Raw genomic sequence first — 24,769 nt, forward strand, 5'->3', positions numbered from 1 at the left:
GCGATCCCTACACGCACCCTTCCAGTGCGCCTAGGCCAATCTCTCCCGGCGCCCGATTTGCGCGGGCTGCGGCCTGCACTAGGCTTGAGCCCACGCAGACATAACAAAGGTGTGGGCAATGAGCGACGTCGATTCAAGCGCTGGAACCAATGACGTTCTGGTCAGCTTTCGTGGTGTACAAAAAAGCTACGACGGCGAATCGCTGATCGTCAAAGACCTGAACCTGGACATTCGCAAGGGCGAGTTCCTGACCCTGCTCGGTCCGTCCGGCTCGGGCAAGACCACCAGCCTGATGATGCTGGCCGGTTTCGAGACCCCCACCGCCGGGCAGATCCTGCTGGGTGGCCGGGCCATCAACAACGTGCCGCCGCACAAGCGCGACATCGGCATGGTGTTCCAGAACTACGCCTTGTTCCCGCACATGACCGTGGCCGAGAACCTGGCGTTCCCGCTGACGGTGCGGGGCCTGAGCAAGACCGACGTCGGTGAGAAGGTCAAGCGTGCGCTGGGCATGGTCCAGCTCGACGCCTTTGCCCATCGTTATCCGGCACAAATGTCCGGCGGCCAGCAGCAGCGCGTGGCCCTGGCGCGGGCGCTGGTGTTCGAGCCGCAACTGGTGCTGATGGACGAGCCGCTGGGCGCCCTCGACAAGCAATTGCGCGAACACATGCAGATGGAAATCAAGCACCTGCACCAGCGCCTGGGCGTGACCGTGGTCTATGTGACCCACGATCAGGGCGAAGCCCTGACCATGTCGGACCGGGTGGCGGTGTTCCACCAGGGCGAGATCCAGCAGATCGACGCCCCGCGCATCCTGTACGAAGCGCCGAAGAACACGTTCGTGGCCAACTTCATTGGCGAGAACAACCGTCTCAATGGCCGGCTGGTCAGCCAGCAAGGCGAGCACTGCGTGGTCGAGCTGGGCCGTGGCGAGCAGGTCCAGGCGCTGGCGGTCAATGTCGGGCGCAATGGTGATCCAGTGACGTTGTCGATTCGCCCCGAGCGCATCAGCCTCAACGGTCACAGCGAACATTGCGCCAACCGCTTCTCGGGCCGTGTAGCCGAGTTCATCTACCTGGGCGACCACGTCCGGGTGCGTATGGAAGTGGCCGGCAAGGCCGACTTCTTCGTTAAACAACCGATTGCCGAACTCGACCCTGCCATGCGCGTGGGCGATGTCGTGCCGATCGGCTGGCAGACCGAGCACGCCCGCGCGCTCGACCCGCTGCAGCAAGTGCAATAAGGCATCGCTTAACCTTCAGAGACGGAACAATCGTCCTACTCATTGCTAAACCAACACTGCCCGTGGAGAGAAGAATAAATGCTCAAACCATTGAAGTTCACCGCTATTACGCTGGGGATGATGTGTGCAGCGCACGCCATGGCAACCGACCTGACTGTCATTTCCTTCGGTGGCGCCAACAAGGCAGCCCAGGAAAAGGCGTTCTATGCTCCGTGGGAAAAGGCGGGCAACGGCAAGATCATCGCCGGTGAGTACAACGGTGAAATGGCCAAGGTCAAGACCATGGTCGACACCAAGAGCGTCTCGTGGGACCTGGTCGAAGTCGAGTCGCCCGAGCTGTCGCGCGGCTGTGACGAAGACATGTTCGAAGAGCTCGACCCTGCGCTGTTCGGCAAGAAGGAAGATTTTGTACCCGGTGCCCTGAGCACCTGCGGCGCGGGCTTCTTCGTGTGGTCCACCGTGCTGGCCTACAACGCCGACAAGGTCACCACCGCACCGACCAGCTGGGCCGATTTCTGGGACACCAAGAAATTCCCCGGCAAGCGCGGCCTGCGCAAGGGCGCCAAGTACACCCTGGAATTCGCCCTGATGGCCGACGGCGTGGCCCCGGCCGACGTCTACAAGGTGCTGGCCAGCAAGGACGGTCAGGACCGCGCCTTCAAGAAGCTCGACGAACTCAAGCCGAACATCCAGTGGTGGGAAGCCGGTGCCCAGCCGCCGCAGTACCTGGCCTCGGGTGACGTGGTCATGAGCTCGGCCTACAACGGCCGCATCGCTGCCGTGCAGAAAGAAAGCAACCTGAAAGTGGTGTGGAACGGCGGCGTGTACGACTTCGATGCCTGGGCGATCCCGAAGGGCTCGAAAAATGCGGAAGCGGCGAAGAAGTTCATCGCCTACACCCTGCAGCCCGGCCAGCAGAAGATCTACTCGGAAAACATCGCCTACGGCCCGGCCAACACCCAGGCGGTACCGTTGCTGGACAAGAACATCCTGAGCGACATGCCGACCACACCGGAAAACATCAAGAACCAGGTGCAGATGAACGTCGCGTTCTGGACCGACAACGGCGAGTCCCTGGAGCAGCGTTTCACTGCCTGGGCTGCCAAGTAAGCGCCTGACCCTGCCTCGGACCGAGGGGCGTTCCGGCAATGGAACGCTTCTCTCGTCACACGCCTTGTTCAAAGATTTCCGGAGTTCCTATGGCCACCGCCGTGCCCCTGCCTGAAGGCGCCAGCCCCACTCTCAAGCAACGTCTGGCCCGTGCCGAGCGGGTCAACCGCTTCAAGGCTCAGGCATTGATCGCGCCGTTGGTTATTTTTCTGTTGCTGGTCTTTCTGGTGCCCATTGCCGCGCTGCTGTTCAAAAGCGTGAACAACCCGGAAGTGGTCAACGCCTTGCCGACCACCATCGTCGAGGTGCAGAAATGGGATGGCAAGGGCCTGCCGCCGGAGGCCGCGTACGTGGCCCTGAGCCGCGACCTGGCCGATGCCCGCAAGAATTCGACCCTGGGCGACTTGTCCAAACGCCTGAACATGGAGCTGGCCGGCTACCGCAGCCTGCTGACCAAGACCGCACGGGCCTTGCCGCTGCCGGCGGAACCGGCCTCTTATAAAGACGCGCTCGAAGCCATGGATGAACGCTGGGGTGACCCGGCCTACTGGCAGGCGATCCGTCGCAACACCAGCAGCATCACTCCCTATTACCTGCTGGCCTCGGTCGACCATCGCATCGACGATGTCGGTGAAGTGGCCGCGGCCTCGCCTGACCAGGCGATCTACCTGGACATCTTTGCCCGCACCTTCTGGATGGGCCTGGTGATCACCGTCATCTGCCTGGTGCTGGCGTACCCGCTGGCCTACCTGCTGGCCAGCCTGCCGGCGCGGCAGAGCAACCTGTTGATGATCCTGGTGCTGTTGCCGTTCTGGACCTCGATCCTGGTGCGGGTCGCCGCCTGGATCGTGTTGTTGCAATCGAGCGGGCTGATCAACAGTGCGCTGCTGGCGATGGGCATCATCGACAAACCGCTGGAGCTGGTCTTCAACCGGGTCGGGGTCTACATCTCAATGGTGCACATCATGCTGCCGTTCATGATCCTGCCGATCTACAGCGTGATGAAGAACATTTCGCCCAGCTACATGCGCGCGGCGATTTCCCTGGGCTGCCATCCGTTCGCCAGCTTCTGGCGGGTGTATTTCCCGCAGACCTACGCCGGCATCGGTGCCGGTTGCCTGCTGGTGTTCATCCTGTCGATCGGCTACTACATCACGCCGGCGCTGCTGGGCAGCCCGAATGATCAGATGGTCAGCTATTTCGTGGCCTTCTACACCAACACCAGCATCAACTGGGGCATGGCCACGGCATTGGGCGGCCTGCTGCTGTTGGCGACCATCGTGCTGTACCTGATCTATAGCTGGCTGGTCGGCGCCAGCCGCCTGCGCCTGAGCTGAGGAGAATCATCATGCTGAGCCCTTACACCTCGCCCATCGAGCGAATCTGGTACTACGCCTTGCGCATCATCTGCGCGCTGGTGCTGCTGTTTCTGGTACTGCCGGTCCTGGTGATCATACCGCTGTCGTTCAACTCCGGCAGTTTCCTGGTCTACCCGCTGCAAGGGTTCTCGATGCAGTGGTACGAGAATTTCTTTCAGTCGGCCGAGTGGATGCGGGCGCTGAAGAACAGCATGATCGTCGCCCCGGCGGCGACCTTCCTGGCCATGGTGTTCGGCACTCTGGCCTCCATCGGCCTGACGCGTGGCAATTTTCCCGGCAAGGCGCTGGTGATGGCGCTGGTAATCTCGCCAATGGTGGTGCCGGTGGTGATCGTCGGTGTGGCCAGTTATCTGTTTTTTGCCCCGCTGGGGCTGGGTAACAGCTACACCTCATTGATCCTGGTGCATGCGGTGCTGGGCGTACCGTTCGTGATCATCACCGTGTCGGCAACCCTGCAGGGCTTCAACCATAACCTGGTGCGGGCCGCTGCCAGCCTGGGCGCTTCGCCACTGACGGCGTTTCGCCGGGTGACCCTGCCATTGATTGCGCCGGGGGTGATCAGCGGTGCGCTGTTTGCCTTTGCCACCTCGTTCGACGAAGTGGTGGTGACCCTGTTCCTGGCCGGTCCCGAGCAGGCCACGCTGCCACGGCAGATGTTCAGCGGCATTCGCGAGAACCTCAGCCCGACCATCGCCGCGGCGGCGACCTTGCTGATCGCCTTTTCGGTGGTGCTGTTGCTGGTGCTGGAATGGCTGCGCGGACGCAGCGAGAAACTGCGGGTGCAGGCGGAATAGGGCCGCCGCATCCCCCCGATCTGTAGGAGATCATCCTGTGCCACTGGCAAGCAAACATGGACCCGGTGTAGGAGCGCGCTTGCCCGCGACCGGCTGCGTTAGCAGTCGTAAATTTTCAGCGTTTAATCAATTTTGCGAGCGCTTCGCACTCGGTCGCCGGCAAGCTGTTGCGGTCTAATGATTCTGGACCATGATGTAGGAGCTCTGCCCGCGACCGGCTGCGTTAGCAGTCGTAAATTTTCAGCGTTTAATCAATTTTGCGAGCGCTTCGCACTCGGTCGCCGGCAAGCGGGCTCCTACAGGTGTGAATTTTATAGCCAATAAAATCAATAAGTTACTTTGTGTTTGAATGAGGGCGGTTACAACCGCGAAGAGCACAACGCCATTCCCGTCTGAAGCCGGTGCTGCGCAATATTGCGAAACGTTAGCGTACAATGCGCGCCACCGTGATTCAGTCCAGACAGGTGCGCCATGCAGCCCTTCGTTATTGCTCCATCGATCCTTTCCGCCGATTTCGCCCGTCTGGGCGAGGAAGTCGACACTGTGCTGGCCGCCGGTGCCGACTTTGTCCACTTCGATGTCATGGACAACCACTACGTCCCCAACCTGACCATCGGTCCGATGGTCTGCGCTGCGCTGCGCAAGTACGGCGTGACAGCGCCCATCGATGTGCACCTGATGGTCAGTCCGGTGGATCGCATCATCGGCGACTTCGTCGAAGCGGGCGCCACCTACATCACCTTTCACCCCGAGGCCACCCAGCACGTCGATCGTTCGCTGCAACTGATCCGTGACGGCGGCTGCAAGGCCGGCCTGGTGTTCAACCCGGCGACCCCGCTGAACCTGCTCGAATACGTCATGGACAAGGTCGACATGATCCTGCTCATGAGCGTCAACCCGGGCTTTGGCGGGCAGAAGTTCATCCCCGGCACCCTGGACAAGCTGCGCCAGGCCCGTGCGCTGATCGAGGCCTCGGGTCGCGAGATCCGCCTGGAGATCGACGGCGGCGTGAACGTGCAGAACATTCGTGACATCGCCGCTGCCGGAGCCGACACCTTCGTCGCCGGCTCTGCAATCTTCAACACCCCTGACTACAAGCAGGTGATCGATAAAATGCGCAGTGAGCTGGCGGCCGCCCGCTCATGAGCAGCCTTGAGCAGCTCTTTGGCGACCAGTTGCCCAGGCTGATCATGTTTGATCTGGACGGCACCCTGGTCGACTCGGTGCCTGATCTGGCCGTGGCCGTCGACACGATGCTGCTGGCCCTGGGTCGCCCGGCGGCCGGTCTCGAGGCGGTCCGCGCCTGGGTCGGCAACGGCGCGCCGGTGCTGGTGCGCCGCGCCCTGGCGGGTGACCTGGAGCACAGTGGCGTCGATGACGCGCTGGCCGAGCGGGGCCTGGAGCTGTTCATGCAAGCCTACGCCGAGAAGCACGAATTCACCGTGGTCTACCCTGGCGTGCGCGAAACCCTCAAGTGGTTGCAGAAAAAGGGCGTGGAAATGGCCCTGATCACCAATAAGCCCGAGCGCTTCATCGCGCCGTTGCTGGATGAAATGAAGCTGGGGCGGTTTTTTCGCTGGATCATCGGTGGCGACACCCTGCCGCAGAAAAAGCCTGACCCGGCCGCCTTGCTGTTCGTGATGAAAATGGCCGGTGTACCGCCGGCCCAGGCGCTGTTCGTGGGCGACTCGCGCAGTGATGTGCAGGCGGCCAAGGCCGCGGGTGTGGCGTGTGTAGGCTTGAGCTATGGCTATAACCATGGGCGGCCGATTGCCGAAGAATCACCGACGCTGGTGCTGGATGATTTGCGCAAGCTGATTCCCGGTTGCCTGGATCAGGGCGCTGAGATACTGTTGCCGCACATCGAACGTCCCTCCCATAGAGATTCCATCGTGGTGGTCACTCACAAACTCTGGATGAAAGTCATCAAGGCCCTGGCCCGCTGGCGCTGGCGCGCCTGACTTTTGCTCCGGCCGCCTGCGGCCCGTTTGCCTGACTGACCGTTTTTATCCTCAAACCACGAGGCGACTCATGAACCGTGAAGAATTCCTGCGTTTGGCCGCTGAAGGCTACAACCGCATCCCGCTGGCCATCGACACCCTGGCCGACTTCGATACGCCGCTGTCGATCTACCTGAAACTGGCCGACCAGCCCAACTCCTATCTGCTGGAGTCGGTGCAGGGCGGCGAGAAATGGGGTCGTTACTCGATCATCGGCCTGCCGTGCCGTACCGTGCTGCGCGTGCATGGCTATCAGGTCAGCGTGACGTGCGATGGCATCGAGACCGAAAGCCTGCAGGTCGAAGATCCGCTGGCCTTCGTCGAAACCTTCAAGGCCCGCTACAACGTGCCGACCCTGCCGGGGCTGCCGCGCTTCAACGGTGGCCTGGTGGGCTATTTCGGCTATGACTGCGTGCGCTATGTCGAGAAACGCCTGGCCAATTGCCCGAACCCCGACCCGCTGGGCGTGCCGGACATCCTGCTGATGGTGTCGGACGCGGTGGTGGTGTTCGACAACCTGGCCGGCAAGATGCACGCCATCGTGCTGGCCGACCCGTCGCAGCCGCAGGCATACGAGCAGGGCCTGGCGCAGCTCGACGAACTGATGGACAAGCTGCGCCAGCCGCTCACGCCGCGCCGTGGCCTGGACCTGACCCGACCACCCGCCAGCGAGCCGGCGTTCCGTTCCAGCTTTACCCAGGACGATTACGAGCGGGCGGTGGACACCGTCAAGCAGTACATCCTGGCGGGTGATGTGATGCAGGTGGTGCCGTCGCAACGGATGTCCATCGACTTCAAGGCCGCGCCCATCGACCTGTACCGCGCGCTGCGTTGCTTCAACCCGACGCCGTACATGTACTTCTTCAATTTCGGCGACTTCCATGTGGTCGGCAGTTCACCGGAGGTGCTGGTGCGTGTCGAGGACAACCTGGTCACCGTCCGCCCCATCGCCGGCACCCGCCCACGCGGGGCGACCGAAGAAGCCGACCGTGCGCTGGAAGAAGATCTGCTGTCCGATGACAAGGAAATCGCCGAGCACCTGATGCTCATCGACCTGGGCCGCAACGACACCGGCCGGGTGTCGGAAATCGGCTCGGTGAAGCTGACCGAGAAGATGGTCATCGAGCGTTATTCCAACGTCATGCACATCGTCTCCAACGTCACCGGCCAGTTGAAAAGCGGGCTGACGGCCATGGACGCCTTGCGTGCCATCCTGCCGGCGGGCACCTTGTCGGGTGCGCCGAAGATCCGTGCGATGGAAATCATCGACGAGCTGGAGCCGGTCAAGCGTGGCGTCTATGGCGGCGCGGTGGGTTACATGGCCTGGAACGGCAACATGGACACCGCCATCGCCATTCGCACGGCGGTGATCAAGGACGGCGAGTTGCATGTGCAGGCCGGTGGCGGCATCGTCGCCGATTCGGTGCCGGCCCTGGAATGGGAAGAGACCATCAACAAGCGCCGCGCCATGTTCCGCGCCGTGGCGCTGGCCGAGCAGTCATAAGCAACTGCCGGCCTGTAGGAGCGCGCTTGCCCGCGACCGAGTGCGAAGCGCTCGCAAAATCTGCGAAACGCCACAAAATTACGCCTGCTAACCCATCAGGAAGCTATGAAACGCTGAAAATTTACGACTGCTAACCCATCAGGGATCTATGAAACGCTGAAAATTTACGACTGCTAGCGCAGCCGGTCGCGGGCAAGCGCGCTCCTACTGAGAGGTACCGGTACCTACGTCGTCATCAAAAATCCAGGCTCACGCCGAGGTTGACCCCTTGCTGGGTCAGCGCGTCGTTCTTGCGCCAGGTGTAGCCGGCGCGCAGGTTGAGGTCGCGGGTCAGTTGCTGGCTCAGGCCGAGGCTGGCGCGGTTGAGGTTGCGCTGTGGGGCATAGCCTTGCAAGGCAAAATCGAGCGACGGCAGGCTGTTGAGGGCCAGGCGCACCGGCCGGGCATCGGTCTCGAATTCACGTTCGTGGGCGAATTCGCCAGACACCTGGATGGCCGGCGCAAGCTGCCATTTGCCCAGCAGGCCAGCACCCAGCCGGCGCGAGGTGCGCTGCTGGTCGTCGACGCTCAGGGCGCTCGAGCTCTGGCCGCGTTCACGGTAGCCATCGACGCTGACCCTGGCCTGGTCGGCGCTGATGAACGGCGACAGGTGCCACGCGCGATGGCCGCCGGAGAGGTCATGGCCCAGCCGCGCACTCCACGCCCACAGATGGCCGTCGGTATCGCCTTTTTCCTGCCGTTCGCTGATGCCCAGGGCGAACCGGCGCTCGGTCTTGTCGTAATCCAGTTGCCCGACGGAGGCTGATATGTCCGCCCACCACTGACGGGCCTGATACTGCATGAAAATGCTGGCAATGTAGCTGCCCAGCCGGTAGCGCGAGTCCTGTTCGCCGGCCTTGAGGCTCTGCCGGTAGGCGCCCGCCACGAACCCGGTACGCCAGTGTTCGGCCAGGCGATAACTGCCGCCCAGAGTCAGGTTGGCACCCTGCCCGTCGGCCTTGGCGCCGCTGCCTTGAGCGTCGATGTCGAGCGCCTGGCCGCCTGCATCCAGCAGGGTTCGCCAGTGCCCGACCGCTTGCCAGGCCCCCAGGTCGGCCAGCCATTGGTTGCGCAATGTGTCTTGCTGGGCACGCAGGGTGGTGTGGGCCATTTCCGGCAGCAGGGTCAACTCCTGCGGCGCGGCCAGGATCGAGTAGGCGTAATCGGCCAGCAGGCGCTGCGCGGCCGTGGTCGGGTGCACGCGGTCATTGAAGAACAGCCGGTCAGGGTCCGGGCGGCTGCCGTCCAGTCCGTAGACCGGGTTCTGCCGACAACCGTCGCCATTGAAGCAGGTGCCGATCAGGTTGGTGTCGGCGGCAAAGCCGAAACGCGCAGGATCGCTCAGGGCTTCGCTGATCAGCAGAGGGATGTTCAGGCCGATCACCTCGGCGTCCAGTTGCCCGAGCCGTTCGACCAGGCGCTCGTTGAAGACCGCGCTGAGGTCGGAAATCACCGGTTGCACGGGGCTGGCGCTGTATACGGGCGTCTGGCCGATGTCCGGCAGCAGCCAGACCATCAGGTAGCGTGCCCCGGCCTGTTGCAGGGCCTGGGCGCTGTCGGCCAGGCGTCCGGCGGCCTGGCGGGCGTCGGCGCGGTTCAGGACCAGGCCCAGGCGAAAGTCGTTGGCGCCGCCGGACAGGTAGTACAAGGCGTCTGGGTCGGCACGCCCGGCGTTACCGGGCAGATAGCCCGGGCGGCTGCGCAGCACGATGTTGGTGTCTTCCAGCGTGACGTTCGACTGCCCGGTGATCGAATCCAGGATCTGGTCGGTGCGGTAGCCGCCCACGGCCCAGTTGTTGCCGTCGGATTGCCCCAGTGCGGCGTTCACCGGCGAGGTTGACGCGGCCAGGTCGTGCGGCGAGATTCCGAGCAAACGGCCCAGCAACAGGGAGGAGGTGAGGCCGGTCAGTTCGCCACTGCCGTCGTGGTAGTCGGGTCCTGTTCGGTTGGTGAAGCGCAGGGTGGCGCCCGGCGGGCCGTTCAGGTCGGGGAACTGGCCGGCATCCAGCAGGCTGTCGCCAAAGACGAACAGGGTCGAGTAGGGCGCCGACAGGGCCGGTGGGGCCAGGCAGGTCAGGGTCAGCAGGCAGGCGGTCAATGGCTTGAGCAGCAGGCGCAGGGGCGTGGCAGGGGGGAACTGCATCAGGGGGTTCTCGTGTGGTGGTGTCCACTGACCCTAGCAACCCTCTCCAGCAGCGCCAGTGCTGCTTATTGGGGGTATCGACGAACCGTTCGAGAACCTCGATCAATCACGCGGTCACTGCCGACAGTGACGGCGCTCAAGGGCATACAGCGTTGTTTGCAGGCGACCTGTCGGGCCGATATCAGAGCGCTGATGCGTTTTAACCGCCGGTTTCTGATCGGATATTGCGTCGGTTTTATCGCGTACAATCATTGCGCCGTTCAAGCCGGTACGCTAATGTCCCGAAACGTTCAGATGAGACTCCTTCCGTGACAACTGTCAGCAAACTCTTGATGCGCGTTATCAAGGCTCACGCCCGTTGGCGTTGGCGCGCCTGACTTTTCTCCTGCCGGCCCTGCCGGTCTCGTAACGATGTACCCCGCTTGTTGCTGCCTTTTCCCAACCGGATGCCGTTCGTGCCCGGCGGCGGGAGATGAGTGAGCGACAAAATCATGCGGGGATCATATTCAAAGTCAGCGATTCAAGAGGTGAGCCCATGTTGCTGATGATCGATAACTATGACTCTTTTACCTATAACGTCGTGCAGTACCTGGGTGAGCTGGGTGCCGACGTCAAGGTGATCCGCAACGACGAATTGACCCTGGCCGAAATCGAAGCGCTTGCGCCTGAGCGCATCGTGGTTTCGCCCGGTCCTTGCACGCCTAACGAAGCGGGTGTGTCGCTGGACGTGATCCGGCATTTTGCCGGCAAGCTGCCAATCCTGGGTGTCTGCCTGGGGCATCAGTCCATCGGCCAGGCCTTTGGCGGCGATGTGGTCCGCGCCCGGCAGGTGATGCACGGCAAGACCAGCCCTGTGACCCATGAAGACCAGGGCGTGTTCGCCGACCTGAACCAGCCGTTGGTGGTGACCCGCTATCACTCGCTGGTGGTCAAGCGCGAAACCTTGCCCGACTGCCTGGAAATCACGGCCTGGACCACCCACGCCGATGGTTCGGTGGACGAGATCATGGGCCTGCGGCACAAGACGCTGAACGTCGAGGGGGTGCAGTTTCACCCCGAGTCGATCCTGACCGAGCAAGGTCATGAGCTGTTCGCCAACTTCCTCAAACAGACCGGCGGCACGCGTCAGGTACAAGGACTTTCTGCATGAGCACCCCCATTACGATCAAGGCCGCCCTGGACCGGGTGGTCAATCATCTTGACCTGAGCACCGACGAGATGAGCCAGGTGATGCGCGACATCATGACCGGCCAGTGCAGCGAGGCGCAGATCGGCGCCTTCATGATGGGCATGCGCATGAAGAGCGAGAGCATCGACGAAATCGTCGGGGCGGTGTCGGTGATGCGCGAGCTGGCCGGCAAGGTTGAGTTGCAGGCGCTGGACCGGGTGGTCGACATTGTCGGCACCGGCGGTGATGGCGCCAATATCTTCAATGTCTCGACGGCCGCTTCGCTGGTGATTTCAGCTGCCGGTTGCACGGTGGCCAAGCACGGTAACCGCGCGGTGTCGGGCAAGAGCGGCAGTGCCGACCTGCTTGAGGCGGCCGGTATCTACCTGAACCTGACTCCGGTGCAAGTGGCACGCTGTATCGACAGCGTGGGCATCGGCTTCATGTTTGCCCAGGTGCATCACGGCGCCATGAAATACGCTGCTGCACCGCGCCGCGACCTGGGCCTGCGCACCCTGTTCAATATGCTGGGCCCCCTGACCAACCCGGCCGGTGTCCGTCACCAGGTCGTGGGCGTGTTCAGCCAGGCCTTGTGCCGTCCACTGGCCGAGGTGCTGCAACGCCTGGGCAGCCAGCATGTGCTGGTGGTGCATTCCCAGGACGGCCTGGACGAATTCAGCCTGGCCGCCCCTACTTACGTGGCCGAGCTGCATAAAGGCGAGATCCGCGAATACTGGGTCCAGCCGGAGGACCTGGGCATGAAGAGCCAGAGCCTGTATGGCCTGGTGGTCGACAGCCCGCAGGCGTCGCTGACCCTGATTCGCGATGCGCTGGGCAAGCGCAAGACCGAAAGCGGGCAAAAAGCCGCTGAAATGATCGTGCTCAATGCCGGTGCTGCGCTCTATGCTGCAGATTATGCCTCGAGCCTCAAGGAAGGCGTCGAGCTGGCGCACGATGCCTTGCACACCGGCCTGGCCCGGGAAAAGCTCGAAGAACTGGGCGCCTTTACCGCTGTATTCAAGCAGGAGAACGAAGGATGAGCGTGCCAACGGTTCTGGAAAAGATTCTGGCCCGCAAGGCCGAGGAAGTGGCTGCCCGCCGTACCCGGGTGAGCCTGGCCGAACTGGAGCGCCAGGCCGCCCTGGCCGATGCGCCGCGAGGCTTTGCCGCGGCCCTGCTGGAGCAGGCACGGCGCAAGCAGCCGGCGGTGATCGCCGAGATCAAGAAGGCGTCGCCCAGCAAAGGCGTGATCCGCGAGCATTTCAACCCGGCCGAGATTGCCGTGAGTTACGCCAGCGGTGGCGCGACCTGCCTGTCGGTGCTGACCGACATCGACTTCTTCATGGGGGCCGATGTCTACCTGCAGCAAGCGCGAGCGGCCTGCACGTTGCCGGTGATCCGCAAGGATTTCATGATCGACCCCTATCAGGTGGTCGAAGCGCGTGCCTTGGGCGCCGACTGCATTCTGCTGATTGTCTCGGCGCTGGACGACGGGCGCATGGCGGAGCTGGCGGCCACTGCCAAAGGTGTCGGGCTGGACGTGCTGGTCGAGGTTCATGATAGTGATGAGCTGGAGCGTGCCCTCAAGATCCTCGATACCCCGCTGGTGGGGGTCAACAACCGTAACCTGCACACCTTCGAGGTCAGCCTTGAGGCCACGCTGGATCTGCTGCCTCGTATTCCGCGTGACCGGTTGGTGATTACCGAAAGCGGCATTCTCAACCGTGCCGATGTCGAGCTGATGGAAATCAACGACGTCTACTCGTTCCTGGTCGGTGAGGCGTTCATGCGCGCCGAGCAGCCGGGGGCCGAGTTGCAGCGGCTGTTCTTTCCGGAACGCGGGGCGCTGATCAGCAGCGCGCCCGTTATCGGTTAAGGCACTTTGTGAGCGCGACGGTGATCGTCGAGACCGGTGTCGAGCAAGGCTTGCAGGCCGAACAGGCGTTGCTGGCGGCGGTGTGCGCCGGTGAGACCGGGCATGGGTTGCTGTTCTGGCGACCCAACGAGCAGGCGCTGGTCATGCCGCGACGGATGAACCGGCTGGCCGGGTTCGACCAGGCCAGTGAGGCGCTGGCCGACAGTGGCTGGCCGGTGCTGCTGCGTGAAAGCGGGGGCGAGCCAGTACCGCAATCGCCGGCAACCGTGAACATTGCGTTGGTGTATGCGCAGCCCTCGGGTGATGTGGACCGAGACCGGATCGAAACGGCCTATCGACGCTTGTGCCAGCCGTTGCTTGATGTGCTGGCATCGTTTGGCGGCCGTGCGTCGCTGGGCGAGGTGGACGGTGCCTTCTGTGATGGCCGCTATAACGTCAACCTCGACGGTCGCAAACTGGTCGGCACTGCGCAGCGCTGGCGCCAGGCACAAGGTGGCGCCCGGCCGGTGGTACTGGCGCACGGTGCCTTGCTGCTGGATAACCAGCGTGATGACATGGTGGCGGCGGTCAATCGCTTTTATGCCTGTTGCAATCTGCCGTCACGGGTGCGGGCAAGCAGCCATGTCGCCCTCAACGAGGTGTTCCCGGAACACGACGTGCTCGAGCGTCTGTTCGTGGCCTACGAGCACCTGCTGAGCGGACTCTGAGCCGTCTTCAGCGGGTGCCAAACACCACCATCGTCTTGCCCTTGACGTTCACCAGGTTCTGCTCTTCCAGTGACTTGAGTACCCGGCCGACCATTTCCCGCGAACAACCGACGATACGCCCGATTTCCTGGCGGGTGATCTTGATCTGCATGCCATCGGGGTGGGTCATGGCGTCGGGCTGCTTGCACAGGTCAAGAAGTGTACGGGCCACGCGGCCGGTGACATCCAGAAAGGCCAGGTCGCCGACCTTGCGCGTGGTATTGCGCAGCCGTTCGGCCATCTGCGTGCTCAAGGTATAAAGAATGTCTGGCTCTTGATGGCTCAGTTCACGAAACTTCTCGTAGGAAATTTCTGCAACTTCGCATTCGCTCTTGCTCCGGACCCAGGCACTACGCAATGACTCCTGGCCCGGTGGTTCAAACAGACCAAGCTCACCAAAGAAATCCCCGCTGTTGAGGTAGGCGACAATCATTTCGCGACCGTCGCTGTCGTCAATGGAAATGGTGACCGAACCCTTGATGATGAAAAACAGTGAGTGCGCCTTGTCACCCGCGCAAATGATATTGCCCCGCACAGGGTAGCGGTGGCGTTGTGCGTGAATGAGAAGCTTGTCGATGCTCTTTGTTCTTGAATTGAGGGCTATAGCGAACATGCGTGCATCCCAAAAATGGTTTCGCCAAATGGCTTGCCTAAGGTATCGGCTGTCGAACCGTTCTCGCCAGCCTTTGACGAAAAGTTGGCGTCATTTAAGAAGTTTCCTACATGAGCCCTGTAAATAGCAGTCGTCAAGACGTGCCTCCACGCGTCTTGCATCCCGGCTTGCGCTGGAACGGCAAGACCCCCTAATCTGACGACCTTTTTTTCAGCAGTGGAGTCTGGCGATGAAAGCACGCATTCAATGGGCTGGCGAAGCCATGTTCCTCGGCGAGTCGGGAAGCGGCCATGTCGTGGTGATGGATGGCCCGCCCGAGAGCGGTGGCCGCAACCTGGGTGTGAGGCCCATGGAGATGGTGCTGATCGGCCTGGGTGGCTGCAGCAACTTCGATGTGGTGAGCATTCTCAAGAAGTCGCGCCAGCCGGTCGAAAGCTGCGAGGCGTTTCTGGAGGCCGAGCGCGCCACCGAAGACCCCAAGGTGTTTACCAGCATTCACCTGCATTTCGTGGTCAAGGGGCGTGGCCTCAAGGAAGCGCAGGTCAAGCGTGCCATCGAGCTGTCGGCCGAGAAGTACTGTTCGGCCTCGATCATGCTGGGCAACGCCGGGGTGAAGATCACCCATGATTACGAGATCGTCGAGCTGGGTTGAGCGATCGCCTGCACACATGGAAAAGGCGCCCGAAAGGCGCCTTTTCTACAGAGCCCTCGGCTTCAGATCCGGTAGGTGGTCCTGGTCATGACCTTGGCCATCAGGCTCATGCCGAACTTGACCGGCGCCGGGAAGCGGAAGCCGCCGGCCTCCAGTGCGGTTTCGGCATGGTGCGCTTCATCGAGGCGCATCTGTTCGAGGATGGCCCGGGATTTCTCGTCGGCGGCAGGGATTTGTTCCAGGTGCTCGTCCAGGTGCTTGCAGACCTGATCTTCAGTGGCGGCGACAAAACCCAGGCTGACCTTGTCACTGATCAGGCCGGCAGCGGCGCCAATGCCGAACGACAGGCCATAGAACAGCGGGTTGAACACGCTGGTATGGCTGCCCAGCTGGTGCAGGCGCTGCTCGCACCAGACCAGATGGTCGATTTCTTCGTCGGCAGCGTGCTCCATGGCCTTGCGTACATCGGGCAGCCGGGCGGTCAGCGATTGCCCTTGGTACAGCGCCTGGGCGCAGACTTCGCCGGTGTGATTGATGCGCATCAGGCCGGCAATGTGACGTGTCTCGGTTTCGCTCATCGTATGCTCGGCGTGCACGATGGCCGGGGATGGGCGCTGGGAATGGCCGCTGGAAGGCAGCAGTGTGCGCATTGCGCTGTCGGCCTGTAGCAGCAGCTTGTCGATGACCGAGTAATGACGTTCGGTTGCCATGGGCACCTCCGGTGATATCCATTGGCCCCAGTCTAATGCAAACGTGTCGCTGAGGCATGGGGCAGGTCAGCACTGCCGGTGCGGTGCTGGGCAGGCTGACCTGGCTAAGTCGTTGAAAAGCTTGATCAGCCCGGCGGCCAGGTCATCTGGCGCTTGCCCAGCACATGCATATGAATGTGATAGACGGTCTGCCCACCCAGTTCATTGCAGTTCATGACCACGCGAAAGCCTTCCTCGCAGCCTTGCTCGATCGCCAGGCGCTGTGCCGTGAACAGGATATGGCCGGCCAGCGCCTTGTCCTCTTCGGTCAGGTCGTTGAGGGTGGCGATGGGCTTTTTCGGAATGACCAGGAAGTGCACGGGCGCCTGCGGGGCGATGTCGTGGAAGGCCAGGACCTGATCGTCTTCGTAAATGATATTGGCCGGGATTTCCCGGTTGATGATCTTGGTGAACAAAGTATCCACAGCCGTTTGCTCCTTGAGGTGGGGACCGCCAGCAGTGTACTGAGCCGTGCCGGGCTCGCCCACCGCTTTTAACGGTCAGGGGCAACGCCTTTTGTTGATCAGGCCGCTGAGTCGCCGGGTCAGCCAGCGTGAGCCCAGCCGCGGAGCGAAGGTTCGCCATTTGTTGCCCCAGCCCGGCACGATGACCGCGCGGTTGCGCGCCAGGGCGCGCACGGTATGCAGTGCCAGTTCTTCGGGGCTCATCATATGGCGCTCGTCGATGTTGACCTGGGCGGTGCGCCAGAAGGGCGTACGCGTCGGGCCAGGGCAGAGCACCGAGACCTTGACGCCGTTATTGCGGCCTTCTTCACGCAACGCTTCGGAAAAATGCAGCACATAGGCCTTGCTGGCGGCGTAGGTGCTCATCCACGGCCCCGGTTTGAAGGCGGCCACCGAGGCGATGTTGAGGATCTGCCCGCCGCCCTGCAGGGCCATCAGATTGCCCACGGTATGGCACAGGCGGGTCAGGGCCAGGATGTTCAGGTCGATCAGGTCCTGTTCGGCCGCCCATTCCTGGCCCAGAAACGGGCCACAGGTGCCGATGCCCGCGCTGTTGACCAGCAGGTCGATGCTGTGTTCGCCGTCTTCAAGCTCCAGCAGGAATCCCGACAGGCGCAACGGCTCGCCCAGATCGCAGGCACGGAACAGCACTTCCACGCCGAAGCGCTGGGTCAGTTCCAGTGCGATGGGCTCGAGGTGCTCACGCTGGCGGGCCACCAGGATCAGATTGCGACCCCGGCGCGCCAGCGCTTCGGCCATCGCCAGGCCAATGCCGCTGGAGGCACCGGTGATCAGTGCGTAACGGGTCATGCAGGTCTCCATTGAACGTCGTGCGCCCGGTCATGGGTGGCCGGGGTACTACAAGCTTCGTTCGCCTTTGAAAAACGTACCCGGAGCGGGCCTGGCATTGTCGCTCTGGCTGTTGTCGTCGTAGGGCAATGACTGCTCATAGCGCTCGACGGTGCCTTGCAGCTCGCGGGTCATGGCGGCGATGCCGCTGAATACGGTCAACAGGATAAACAGGATGATGACCACCAGCCACAGCCCTGATAGCACTTTGACTGCTTGTGTGTTGGGCGGCGGCGGTGCCCCGTAGGCATTGACCCCGGCATTGCCTGGCATGAGCACCATGACGAAGGGAAAGAAGCTGCCCAGGAACGGCACCAGGTTGAGCAGCAGAAACCAGCCGGACCAGCCGATGTCGTGCAGCCGTTGCACGCCCATCTGCACACTCACCACCGCCAGGGCGATCACCGCCACGGTGCTCAGCAGCCCACCGGCCACCAGTGAGACGCTCATGACGGCAGCGCAGAGCAAGGCGACCAGCAGGCCGGCACCGACCAGTACCAAAGACCAGGCCAGGTAGCGCAGACGGCCGATGCGGCCGTGAATGCTGAAGACCTTCAACTCACGGCTCACTGCAGGCCTGTCTACCACGGCCTTGGGCGGCGCGTAGGGTGAAGCCTCCAGTGGATCTGCCGGGGTGCGATAAGGGGCCGGCTCGCCGACTTCTTCAAGGCTCAGGCTGATGGCCGGGTCCGGTTCGAGGCGTGCATCGATACCGGCCTCGTGCAGGGCCTTGAGGTAGCGATCGGCCTCGCTCTGGATCAGCCCGCGCTTGAGAGCCACGGGCTGGCCGTTGAACAGCCGGTCGATGGCCGACACGTCGCTCTTGAACAGCTGGGCGAGGTTGAGCTTGGCGGTTTCCAGGCTCACGCCTTCGCGCAGTTGTCCTTCGAATACGAGCTTGAAGTGAGTGTCGGGCATGCAAGGCTTCCTTGTCTGGAGCTAGAACGGTTTGACCACGACCAGAATGACGATGGCCAGCAGTATCACCACGGGAATTTCATTGAACCAGCGATAAAACACGTGGCTGCGACCTTTTTCGCCACGCGCGAAGCGTTTGACCTGTGCGCCACACACATGGTGGTAGCCGATCAGCAGCACGACCAGGGTCAGCTTGGCGTGCATCCAGCCCTGGGTGAACCAGGCCGGGTTGAGCCAGGCCAGCCAGCCGCCAAACAGCAAGGTGGCGATCATCGCCGGGCCCATGATGCCGCGGTACAGCTTGCGCTCCATCACACAGAAGCGCTCGCGGCTGGGGGCGTCTTCGCTCATGGCGTGATAGACAAACAGGCGCGGCAGGTAGAACAGGCCGGCAAACCAGCACACGAGAGCGACAATGTGCAGCGCTTTGATCCATAGATAGAGCATCGGGACATCCTTCAGGTTCACGGTGGCCGAATAGTAGGGGCCTTGGGCCCTTACGTCACGTTGTCGGTTGTCGCATCGGTCCGGCCGCCCTATCATCGTGGGCTTTCCAGTTGTTTCGTTGAGGACAGGTTATGGTCAAGGTCGGTATCGTCGGCGGCACGGGTTACACCGGGGTTGAGCTGCTGCGCTTGTTGGCGCAGCACCCGCAGGCGCAGGTGGAAGTCATTACTTCTCGCTCCGAGGCCGGCGTGGCCGTCGCCGACATGTACCCGAACCTGCGAGGCCATTACGATGGCCTGGCATTCAGCGTTCCGGACATCAAGACCTTGGGCGCCTGCGACGTGGTGTTCTTTGCCACGCCGCATGGCGTTGCGCATGCGCTGGCCGGGGAATTGCTGGCGGCGGGTACCCGGGTCATCGACCTGTCGGCGGACTTTCGCCTGCAGGACGCTGCCGAGTGGGCCAAGTGGTACGGCCAGCCGCATGGTGCCCCGGAACTGCTCAAGGACGCCGTCTACGGCTTGCCGGAAGTCAATCGCGAGCAGATCAAGAGTGCGCGCCTGATTGCCGTGCCGGGCTGTTATCCCACCGCGACACAGTTGGGTTTCCTGCCGCTGCTGGAAGCCGGTCTGGCCGACAACAGCCGCCTGATTGCCGACTGCAAGTCGGGCGTCAGCGGTGCCGGGCGTGGCCTGAGCGTCGGTTCGCTGTTCTCCGAAGCCACTGAAAGCTTCAAGGCCTACGCCGTCAAGGGGCACCGGCACCTGCCGGAAATCAGCCAGGGGCTGCGCCGTGCTGCCGGTGGCGATGTGGGCCTGACCTTTGTGCCACACCTGACGCCGATGGTTCGCGGGATTCACGCCACGCTCTACGCAACGGTCGTGGATCGGTCTGTCGACCTGCAGGCGCTGTTCGAAAAACGCTACGCGGATGAGCCGTTCGTCGACGTATTGCCCGCCGGCAGCCACCCGGAAACCCGCAGCGTACGCGGTGCCAATGTGTGCCGGATCGCGGTGCACCGTCCGCAGGGTGGCGATCTGGTGGTGGTCTTGTCGGTCATCGATAACCTGGTCAAGGGCGCGTCGGGCCAGGCGATCCAGAACCTGAACATCATGTTCGGCCTGGACGAACGCCTGGGCCTCTCACATGCCGGCATGATGCCGTAAGGCGTGCGACGACCGGGCCTGATCAGGCCCGGTCACCGATCGGCCTAATAGTTGACCTATTTTCTCGGACAAGCGGATAATGCCCGTTATTACGCATTACGACGGCTGACGCCGGGAGATATCTGACATGAGCGTTGAATCCTTCACTCCAGTGGCTCTGGAATTCACCCCTGGTGCTGCGCACAAGGTGAAAACCCTGGTCGATGAAGAGGGCAATGATCGTCTGAAGCTGCGTGTCTTCGTAACCGGCGGCGGTTGCTCGGGCTTCCAGTACGGCTTTACCTTTGATGAAGATGTGGCCGAGGATGACACCATCGTCGAGCGTGAGGGCGTAAGCCTGGTGGTCGATCCGATGAGTTTCCAGTACCTGGCCGGCGCCGAAGTCGACTATCAGGAAGGTCTGGAGGGTTCGCGCTTCGTTATCAAGAACCCTAACGCGACCACGACCTGCGGTTGCGGCTCGTCGTTCTCGATCTGATTGCCGTGCTTCAATGCAAAACGCCGCGCTGATGCGCGGCGTTTTGCATTGGGCGATCCGTAGACCGTCAGGCCGGATAGATCGCGCCCAGCACCCGCAGGCCGCGCGCGCCGGTCACGGTCGGGCGGTTGGCCGGGACGCCTTCCAGGCAGCAATGGGCCAGCCAGGCAAAGGCCATCGCTTCGACCCAGTCCGGGTCGACACCGAATTTTGCCGTGCTGCTGACGCGTGTGCCCGGTAACAAGGCGGCCAGGCGGTTCATCAGTGTCAGGTTATGAGCACCGCCACCGCACACCAGCAGTTCGGTGGTGCTTGACTGCGCCGCCTGCAGCGACTGGGTGATGCTCAGTGCCGTCAGCTCCAGCAGCGTGGCCTGGACATCCTGTTCGGGCAGACTGGCAAATGGCCGCAGATGCTGGTGCAGCCAGGTCAGGTTGAACACCTCGCGTCCCGTGCTTTTCGGTCCGCGGGCGTTAAAGAACGGATCGCTGAGCAGGGCGTTGAGCAAGGCTTCGCTGACCTGGCCGCTGGCAGCCCATTCACCGTTACGGTCAAAGGGCAGCTTGCGTCGTGACTGGATCCAGGCGTCGAGCAGCACGTTGCCCGGGCCGCAGTCGAAGCCGGAAACCGGCCGATCCGATTCGATCAGGCTCAGGTTGGTAAAACCGCCCACGTTGAGCACCGCCCGGCGGTCCTTGTTGTCGTCAAAGAGCGCTTCGTGAAACGCCGGCACCAGAGGCGCACCCTGGCCGCCGGCCGCGACATCACGACGGCGGAAGTCGGTCACGACCGTGATTTCGGTCAGTTCGGCCAGCAGCGCCGGGTTGCCTATCTGGATACTGAAGCCACGTGCCGGCTCGTGACGGATGGTCTGACCGTGGCTGCCGATGGCGCGGATCTGACCGGCCACCATGTTGTTATCCTTCAACAGCGCCAGGACACCCTCGGCCACCAGCCGGACCCACTTCTGTTCGGCAATCGCCGCACGGGCCAGCTCGTCATGGCCGCTGGCGCACAGGTCGAGCAATTCGACATGCAGGTCCTGGGGCATGGGGATGTAGTGCGTTGCCAGCAACCTGGGACGATCGTCCTGTTTCACCAGGGCGATATCGAACCCATCGAGGCTGGTGCCGGACATGACGCCTATATAGAAGAAGGCCATGGATTACCTTTTATTGGAGGCCAGTTTGGTGGCCTTGTCCTGATCCATGCGCGCCATCAACGGCTGGCTCATCTGCATGAAGCGCTGTTTTTCGGCTTTGGCAATCGGTTCAGCCATTGGCAGCTTTTGACCCAGTGGGTCTACGTGTACGCCGTTGACCTGGAATTCGTAGTGCAAATGCGGACCTGTCGAAAGGCCGGTCGTACCAATATAGCCGATGACCTGGCCCTGCTTGACGCTGCCGCCGGTCTGTACGCCCTTGGCGAAACCCTGCATGTGGCCGTAAAGGGTGCGATAGGTGTCACCGTGCTGGATGATCACGGTGTTGCCGTAGCCGCCACGACGCCCGGCCAGCAGCACCTTGCCGTCGCCGGTGGCCTTGATCGGGGTGCCGCGTGGTGCTGCATAGTCGACGCCCTTGTGGGCACGGATCTTGTTCAGGATCGGGTGCTTGCGGCCCATCGAGAACACCGAACTGATGCGGGCGAAGTCAACCGGCGTGCGGATGAACGCCTTGCGCATGCTGTTGCCTTCGGCGGTGTAGTAGTTGGTATTGCCCGACTTGTTGACGTAGCGCACCGCCGTGTAGGTCTTGCCGCGGTTGGTGAAGCGGGCCGCGAGGATATTGCCGGTGCCGACGGTCTTGCCGTTGACGACCTTCTGTTCATACACCACGTCGAATTCGTCGCCCTTGCGCAGGTCCTGGGCAAAGTCGATGTCGTAGCCGAAGATATCGGCCATCTGCATGGTCATGCTGTGGGCCAGGCCTGCACGCTGGGCCGAGACCGACAGCGAGCTGTTGATCACACCATGTACGTAGGCGTTGCGGGTGTCGGGCTTGCTCGTTTCACGGCTGAAGGTATAGCCGCTGGCACCCTTTGACAGGCTGATCGACTCCAGGTCGCTGAGCTTGCTGTGCAGTTTGTTGAGCTGGCCATCCTGGGACAGTTCGAACTGCAGGATCTGGCCGTTCTGCAGTTTGGTGAACTGCCTGGCCTGCTTGTCGCCGGCAATCACGTCATGCACCGCGGTGGCTGGCAGACCGACTTTCTCGAACAGGGTCGACAAAGTGTCGCCCTTGGTCACGACCACTTCACGGTGGTTGGGATTCTTGGCCGCTGCTGGTGCCGCAGCTTGCTTGGCGGCCTCGGCTTCAGGTTCGGCCGTTGCGGTTTGCTCGGTGCTGTCTTCAGGTGCGTCGATCTGCGCAAACGGCGATGGCGCGTCCTGCGGTGTGGCCTGGGTGGTGTCTTGAGCGTCTTGATCCTGTGTGTGCTGCTCGGCAGACATCTCCAGATCAAGGTTGAGATTGGTGCGCTTGGCCTCTACTTCACTGGAAGGAAAGACCAGAAGAGCGAGGCTGAGCAGGGCGGCAATGCCGCTGGCGGCCAGCAGGTGGCTCTTCGGATAAAGCGGGGGCGCTTTAGGCGGTGTGTCGATCATAGGTAATTTTGACTTTGAAAAAAGGGTGAAAAGGAAAAGATGAATGACATGATGAAGATGAAATAACTGTATAAAATATAACCAAATCCAGCGCGAAGCAACCCTGGCCGAGAGGCGGTCGGGAGCAATGGCTGTGCGCCGGGCAAAAACTTGTAATTGGGCGCTGATCTTGTATGGTTGGTTCCCTTTGAGTCGGGGGTGATATGAAGTCGGTTGAAGAGCAGTTGGCGCTGATCAAGCGCGGCGCGGATGAGCTTCTGGTCGAGGCTGAGTTGGTCGAAAAGCTCAAGCGTGGCCAGCCACTGCGAATCAAGGCCGGTTTCGACCCGACCGCGCCCGATCTGCACCTTGGGCACACGGTGCTTATTAATAAGCTGCGTCAGTTCCAGGAGCTGGGGCATCAGGTCATCTTCCTGATTGGTGACTTCACCGGCATGATCGGTGACCCAAGCGGCAAGAGTGCGACGCGTCCTCCGCTGACCCGTGAGCAGGTGCTGGCCTATGCCGAGACCTACAAGGCTCAGGTGTTCAAGATCCTGGATCCGGCCAAGACCGAGGTGGCGTTCAACTCCACCTGGATGGACAAGCTCAGTCCTGCCGACTTCATTCGTCTGTCCTCGAACTACACCGTGGCACGCATGCTCGAGCGCGATGACTTCGACAAGCGCTACACCAGCAACCAGCCGATTGCCATTCACGAGTTTCTCTACCCGCTGGTACAGGGCTATGACTCGGTGGCCTTGCGTGCCGATGTCGAGCTGGGCGGCACCGATCAGAAGTTCAACCTGCTGATGGGGCGCGAGTTGCAGCGTGCGTATGGCCAGGAAGCGCAGTGCATCCTGACCATGCCATTGCTTGAAGGTCTTGATGGCGTGAAGAAGATGTCCAAGTCTCTGGGCAACTACGTCGGCATCCAGGAAGCGCCCGGCGTCATCTATAACAAGCTGGTGTCGATTCCCGATTCGTTGATGTGGCGCTACTTCGAGCTGTTGAGCTTCCGCTCGATGGAAGAGATCAATGCCCTGAAGGCTGATTGCGAAGCCGGCGCCAATCCGCGTGATATCAAGATCAAGCTGGCCGAAGAGATCGTTGCGCGCTTCCATGGTGAAGAAGCGGCGGCCACTGCGCATCGTTCGGCGGGCAACCGCATGAAGGAAGGCGAGCTGCCTGAGGACCTGCCCGAGATCGTGGTCACTTCCGACCAGGACATTCCTGTAGGTGCTGTGCTTAATAAGGCAGGCCTGGTCAAGAATGCTGCCGGTGCGCGCGATCTGCTGGCAGCGGGCAGTGTGCGTATAGATGGTGAGGTGGTTGATCGCACCTTTATATTCAAGGTAGGGGCGACCCATGTGTGCCAGGCTGGCAAGAAGGCTTTTGCACGCATTACCTTGAACCTGGAAGAAAGTTCAAAATAAGTGTTGACGCCCTGTCTCAGCGCTCTATAATGCGCACCATTCCCGCCGCGGAAGAAACTGAAAACTCCTTGAATATCAATGAGTTGGATAAGAAATCGGCGAGGGGGTGGTGCTGGCCTCAGGGCCACGGCGGTGAAAAAGGCAGTTGACAGCAAGTTTCAATGCTGTATTATTCGCCTCCCGCTGACGAGTTGATCGAAAGATCAGTCGGCACGCAAGTGATGAAGGCTTCAGAGTTGCTCTGGAAACTTCCGAAAATAATCACTTGACATGTTACACAGGCGCTGTAGAGTGCGCGCCTCGGTTGAAGCGAACAGCTCAACCAACCGCTCTTTAACAATTGAATCAAGCAATTCGTGTGGGTGCTTGCGGTGTCAGACTGAGAGTCAACTGATTATCAGCAACGCAAGT

24 protein-coding genes are annotated in these 24,769 nt (G+C 61.8%); 15 read left to right on the top strand and 9 right to left on the bottom strand.

Annotated elements, in window-relative coordinates; genetic code table 11:
• Window positions 1-118: 118 nt before the first annotated feature.
• The 7 genes from DGA31_RS18640 (at window position 119) to trpE (ending at window position 8,030) form a co-directional block, all read left to right on the top strand.
• Window positions 119-1,243: an ABC transporter ATP-binding protein gene (locus tag DGA31_RS18640; protein ID WP_109513555.1), complete on the top strand. Its 1,125-nt coding sequence runs from the start codon at window positions 119-121 to the stop codon at window positions 1,241-1,243.
• Window positions 1,244-1,321: 78 nt separating this feature from the next.
• Window positions 1,322-2,353, top strand: coding sequence for a polyamine ABC transporter substrate-binding protein (locus tag DGA31_RS18645; protein WP_056841471.1), 1,032 nt, complete (start codon window positions 1,322-1,324; stop codon window positions 2,351-2,353).
• 89 nt (window positions 2,354-2,442) lie between these two features.
• Window positions 2,443-3,690 (top strand): ABC transporter permease, encoded by a 1,248-nt coding sequence (locus tag DGA31_RS18650; RefSeq protein ID WP_056841472.1) that lies wholly within the window; start codon window positions 2,443-2,445, stop codon window positions 3,688-3,690.
• 11 nt (window positions 3,691-3,701) lie between these two features.
• Complete coding sequence (locus DGA31_RS18655; protein WP_056841473.1) at window positions 3,702-4,526, top strand: ABC transporter permease; 825 nt, start codon at window positions 3,702-3,704, stop codon at window positions 4,524-4,526.
• 471 nt (window positions 4,527-4,997) lie between these two features.
• Window positions 4,998-5,672, top strand: a complete 675-nt coding sequence (gene rpe / locus DGA31_RS18660) for a ribulose-phosphate 3-epimerase (protein ID WP_056841474.1) — start codon at window positions 4,998-5,000, stop codon at window positions 5,670-5,672.
• Window positions 5,669-6,487, top strand: coding sequence for a phosphoglycolate phosphatase (locus DGA31_RS18665; RefSeq protein WP_056841475.1), 819 nt, complete (start codon window positions 5,669-5,671; stop codon window positions 6,485-6,487). The genes rpe and DGA31_RS18665 overlap by 4 nt, the downstream gene beginning before the upstream one ends.
• Before the next feature lie 70 nt (window positions 6,488-6,557).
• Window positions 6,558-8,030, top strand: a complete 1,473-nt coding sequence (gene trpE / locus DGA31_RS18670) for an anthranilate synthase component I (RefSeq protein ID WP_056841476.1) — start codon at window positions 6,558-6,560, stop codon at window positions 8,028-8,030.
• A 235-nt stretch (window positions 8,031-8,265) separates the two neighbouring features.
• Here trpE and estP read toward each other — a convergent pair whose 3' ends face one another.
• Complete coding sequence (estP, locus tag DGA31_RS18675) at window positions 8,266-10,212, bottom strand: esterase EstP (RefSeq protein WP_109513556.1); 1,947 nt, start codon at window positions 10,210-10,212, stop codon at window positions 8,266-8,268.
• 535 nt (window positions 10,213-10,747) lie between these two features.
• Here estP and DGA31_RS18680 point away from each other — a divergent pair.
• The 4 genes from DGA31_RS18680 to DGA31_RS18695 are packed head-to-tail and all read left to right on the top strand — an operon-like array spanning window position 10,748 to window position 13,963.
• A complete protein-coding gene (locus DGA31_RS18680; RefSeq protein ID WP_056841478.1) occupies window positions 10,748-11,362 on the top strand; it encodes an aminodeoxychorismate/anthranilate synthase component II in 615 nt (204 codons plus the stop codon).
• Between the two features lie 8 nt (window positions 11,363-11,370).
• A complete protein-coding gene (trpD, locus tag DGA31_RS18685; RefSeq protein WP_109513565.1) occupies window positions 11,371-12,420 on the top strand; it encodes an anthranilate phosphoribosyltransferase in 1,050 nt (349 codons plus the stop codon).
• Entirely contained in the window at window positions 12,417-13,256 is an 840-nt protein-coding gene (gene trpC, locus DGA31_RS18690) for an indole-3-glycerol phosphate synthase TrpC (RefSeq protein WP_056841479.1), read from the top strand. Before trpD ends, trpC begins: the two co-directional genes overlap by 4 nt.
• An 8-nt stretch (window positions 13,257-13,264) precedes the next feature.
• Window positions 13,265-13,963: a lipoate--protein ligase family protein gene (locus DGA31_RS18695; RefSeq protein WP_241509619.1), complete on the top strand. Its 699-nt coding sequence runs from the start codon at window positions 13,265-13,267 to the stop codon at window positions 13,961-13,963.
• Window positions 13,964-13,970: 7 nt separating this feature from the next.
• Here DGA31_RS18695 and crp read toward each other — a convergent pair whose 3' ends face one another.
• Entirely contained in the window at window positions 13,971-14,615 is a 645-nt protein-coding gene (crp, locus tag DGA31_RS18700) for a cAMP-activated global transcriptional regulator CRP (RefSeq protein ID WP_056841480.1), read from the bottom strand.
• Window positions 14,616-14,844: 229 nt separating this feature from the next.
• Between crp and DGA31_RS18705 the strand changes: the two genes are divergently transcribed.
• Entirely contained in the window at window positions 14,845-15,267 is a 423-nt protein-coding gene (locus DGA31_RS18705; RefSeq protein WP_056841481.1) for an OsmC family protein, read from the top strand.
• Window positions 15,268-15,329: 62 nt separating this feature from the next.
• Here DGA31_RS18705 and coq7 read toward each other — a convergent pair whose 3' ends face one another.
• From coq7 to hemJ, 5 genes are all read right to left on the bottom strand, one after another.
• Window positions 15,330-15,977, bottom strand: a complete 648-nt coding sequence (gene coq7, locus DGA31_RS18710) for a 2-polyprenyl-3-methyl-6-methoxy-1,4-benzoquinone monooxygenase (protein ID WP_056841482.1) — start codon at window positions 15,975-15,977, stop codon at window positions 15,330-15,332.
• 125 nt (window positions 15,978-16,102) lie between these two features.
• The gene (locus tag DGA31_RS18715) at window positions 16,103-16,441 is read right to left on the bottom strand and encodes a histidine triad nucleotide-binding protein (RefSeq protein ID WP_056841483.1); all 339 of its coding nucleotides are present in this window, start codon (window positions 16,439-16,441) and stop codon (window positions 16,103-16,105) included.
• A 75-nt stretch (window positions 16,442-16,516) separates the two neighbouring features.
• Window positions 16,517-17,290, bottom strand: a complete 774-nt coding sequence (locus DGA31_RS18720; protein ID WP_056841484.1) for an SDR family NAD(P)-dependent oxidoreductase — start codon at window positions 17,288-17,290, stop codon at window positions 16,517-16,519.
• A 48-nt stretch (window positions 17,291-17,338) separates the two neighbouring features.
• The gene (locus tag DGA31_RS18725; protein ID WP_109513557.1) at window positions 17,339-18,247 is read right to left on the bottom strand and encodes a DUF805 domain-containing protein; all 909 of its coding nucleotides are present in this window, start codon (window positions 18,245-18,247) and stop codon (window positions 17,339-17,341) included.
• Window positions 18,248-18,268: 21 nt separating this feature from the next.
• Complete coding sequence (gene hemJ / locus DGA31_RS18730) at window positions 18,269-18,694, bottom strand: protoporphyrinogen oxidase HemJ (RefSeq protein WP_056841486.1); 426 nt, start codon at window positions 18,692-18,694, stop codon at window positions 18,269-18,271.
• 131 nt (window positions 18,695-18,825) lie between these two features.
• Between hemJ and argC the strand changes: the two genes are divergently transcribed.
• Window positions 18,826-19,860 carry an N-acetyl-gamma-glutamyl-phosphate reductase gene (gene argC / locus DGA31_RS18735; RefSeq protein ID WP_056841487.1) on the top strand — a complete coding sequence of 345 codons (1,035 nt, stop codon included), beginning with the start codon at window positions 18,826-18,828 and terminating at the stop codon, window positions 19,858-19,860.
• Between the two features lie 127 nt (window positions 19,861-19,987).
• Window positions 19,988-20,338, top strand: a complete 351-nt coding sequence (gene erpA, locus DGA31_RS18740; protein WP_056841488.1) for an iron-sulfur cluster insertion protein ErpA — start codon at window positions 19,988-19,990, stop codon at window positions 20,336-20,338.
• 67 nt (window positions 20,339-20,405) lie between these two features.
• On the opposite strand, the gene DGA31_RS18745 is transcribed toward erpA, so the two are convergent.
• Window positions 20,406-21,500 (bottom strand): anhydro-N-acetylmuramic acid kinase, encoded by a 1,095-nt coding sequence (locus DGA31_RS18745; RefSeq protein WP_109513558.1) that lies wholly within the window; start codon window positions 21,498-21,500, stop codon window positions 20,406-20,408.
• A gap of 3 nt (window positions 21,501-21,503) precedes the next feature.
• Window positions 21,504-22,943 (bottom strand): peptidoglycan DD-metalloendopeptidase family protein, encoded by a 1,440-nt coding sequence (locus tag DGA31_RS18750; protein WP_109513559.1) that lies wholly within the window; start codon window positions 22,941-22,943, stop codon window positions 21,504-21,506.
• Between the two features lie 203 nt (window positions 22,944-23,146).
• On the opposite strand from DGA31_RS18750, the gene tyrS reads away from it, so the two are divergent.
• The gene (gene tyrS, locus DGA31_RS18760) at window positions 23,147-24,358 is read left to right on the top strand and encodes a tyrosine--tRNA ligase (protein WP_056841491.1); all 1,212 of its coding nucleotides are present in this window, start codon (window positions 23,147-23,149) and stop codon (window positions 24,356-24,358) included.
• The last annotated feature ends 411 nt before the right edge of the window (window positions 24,359-24,769 follow it).

The organism is Pseudomonas ovata (assembly GCF_003131185.1).
Classification (GTDB): domain Bacteria; phylum Pseudomonadota; class Gammaproteobacteria; order Pseudomonadales; family Pseudomonadaceae; genus Aquipseudomonas; species Aquipseudomonas ovata.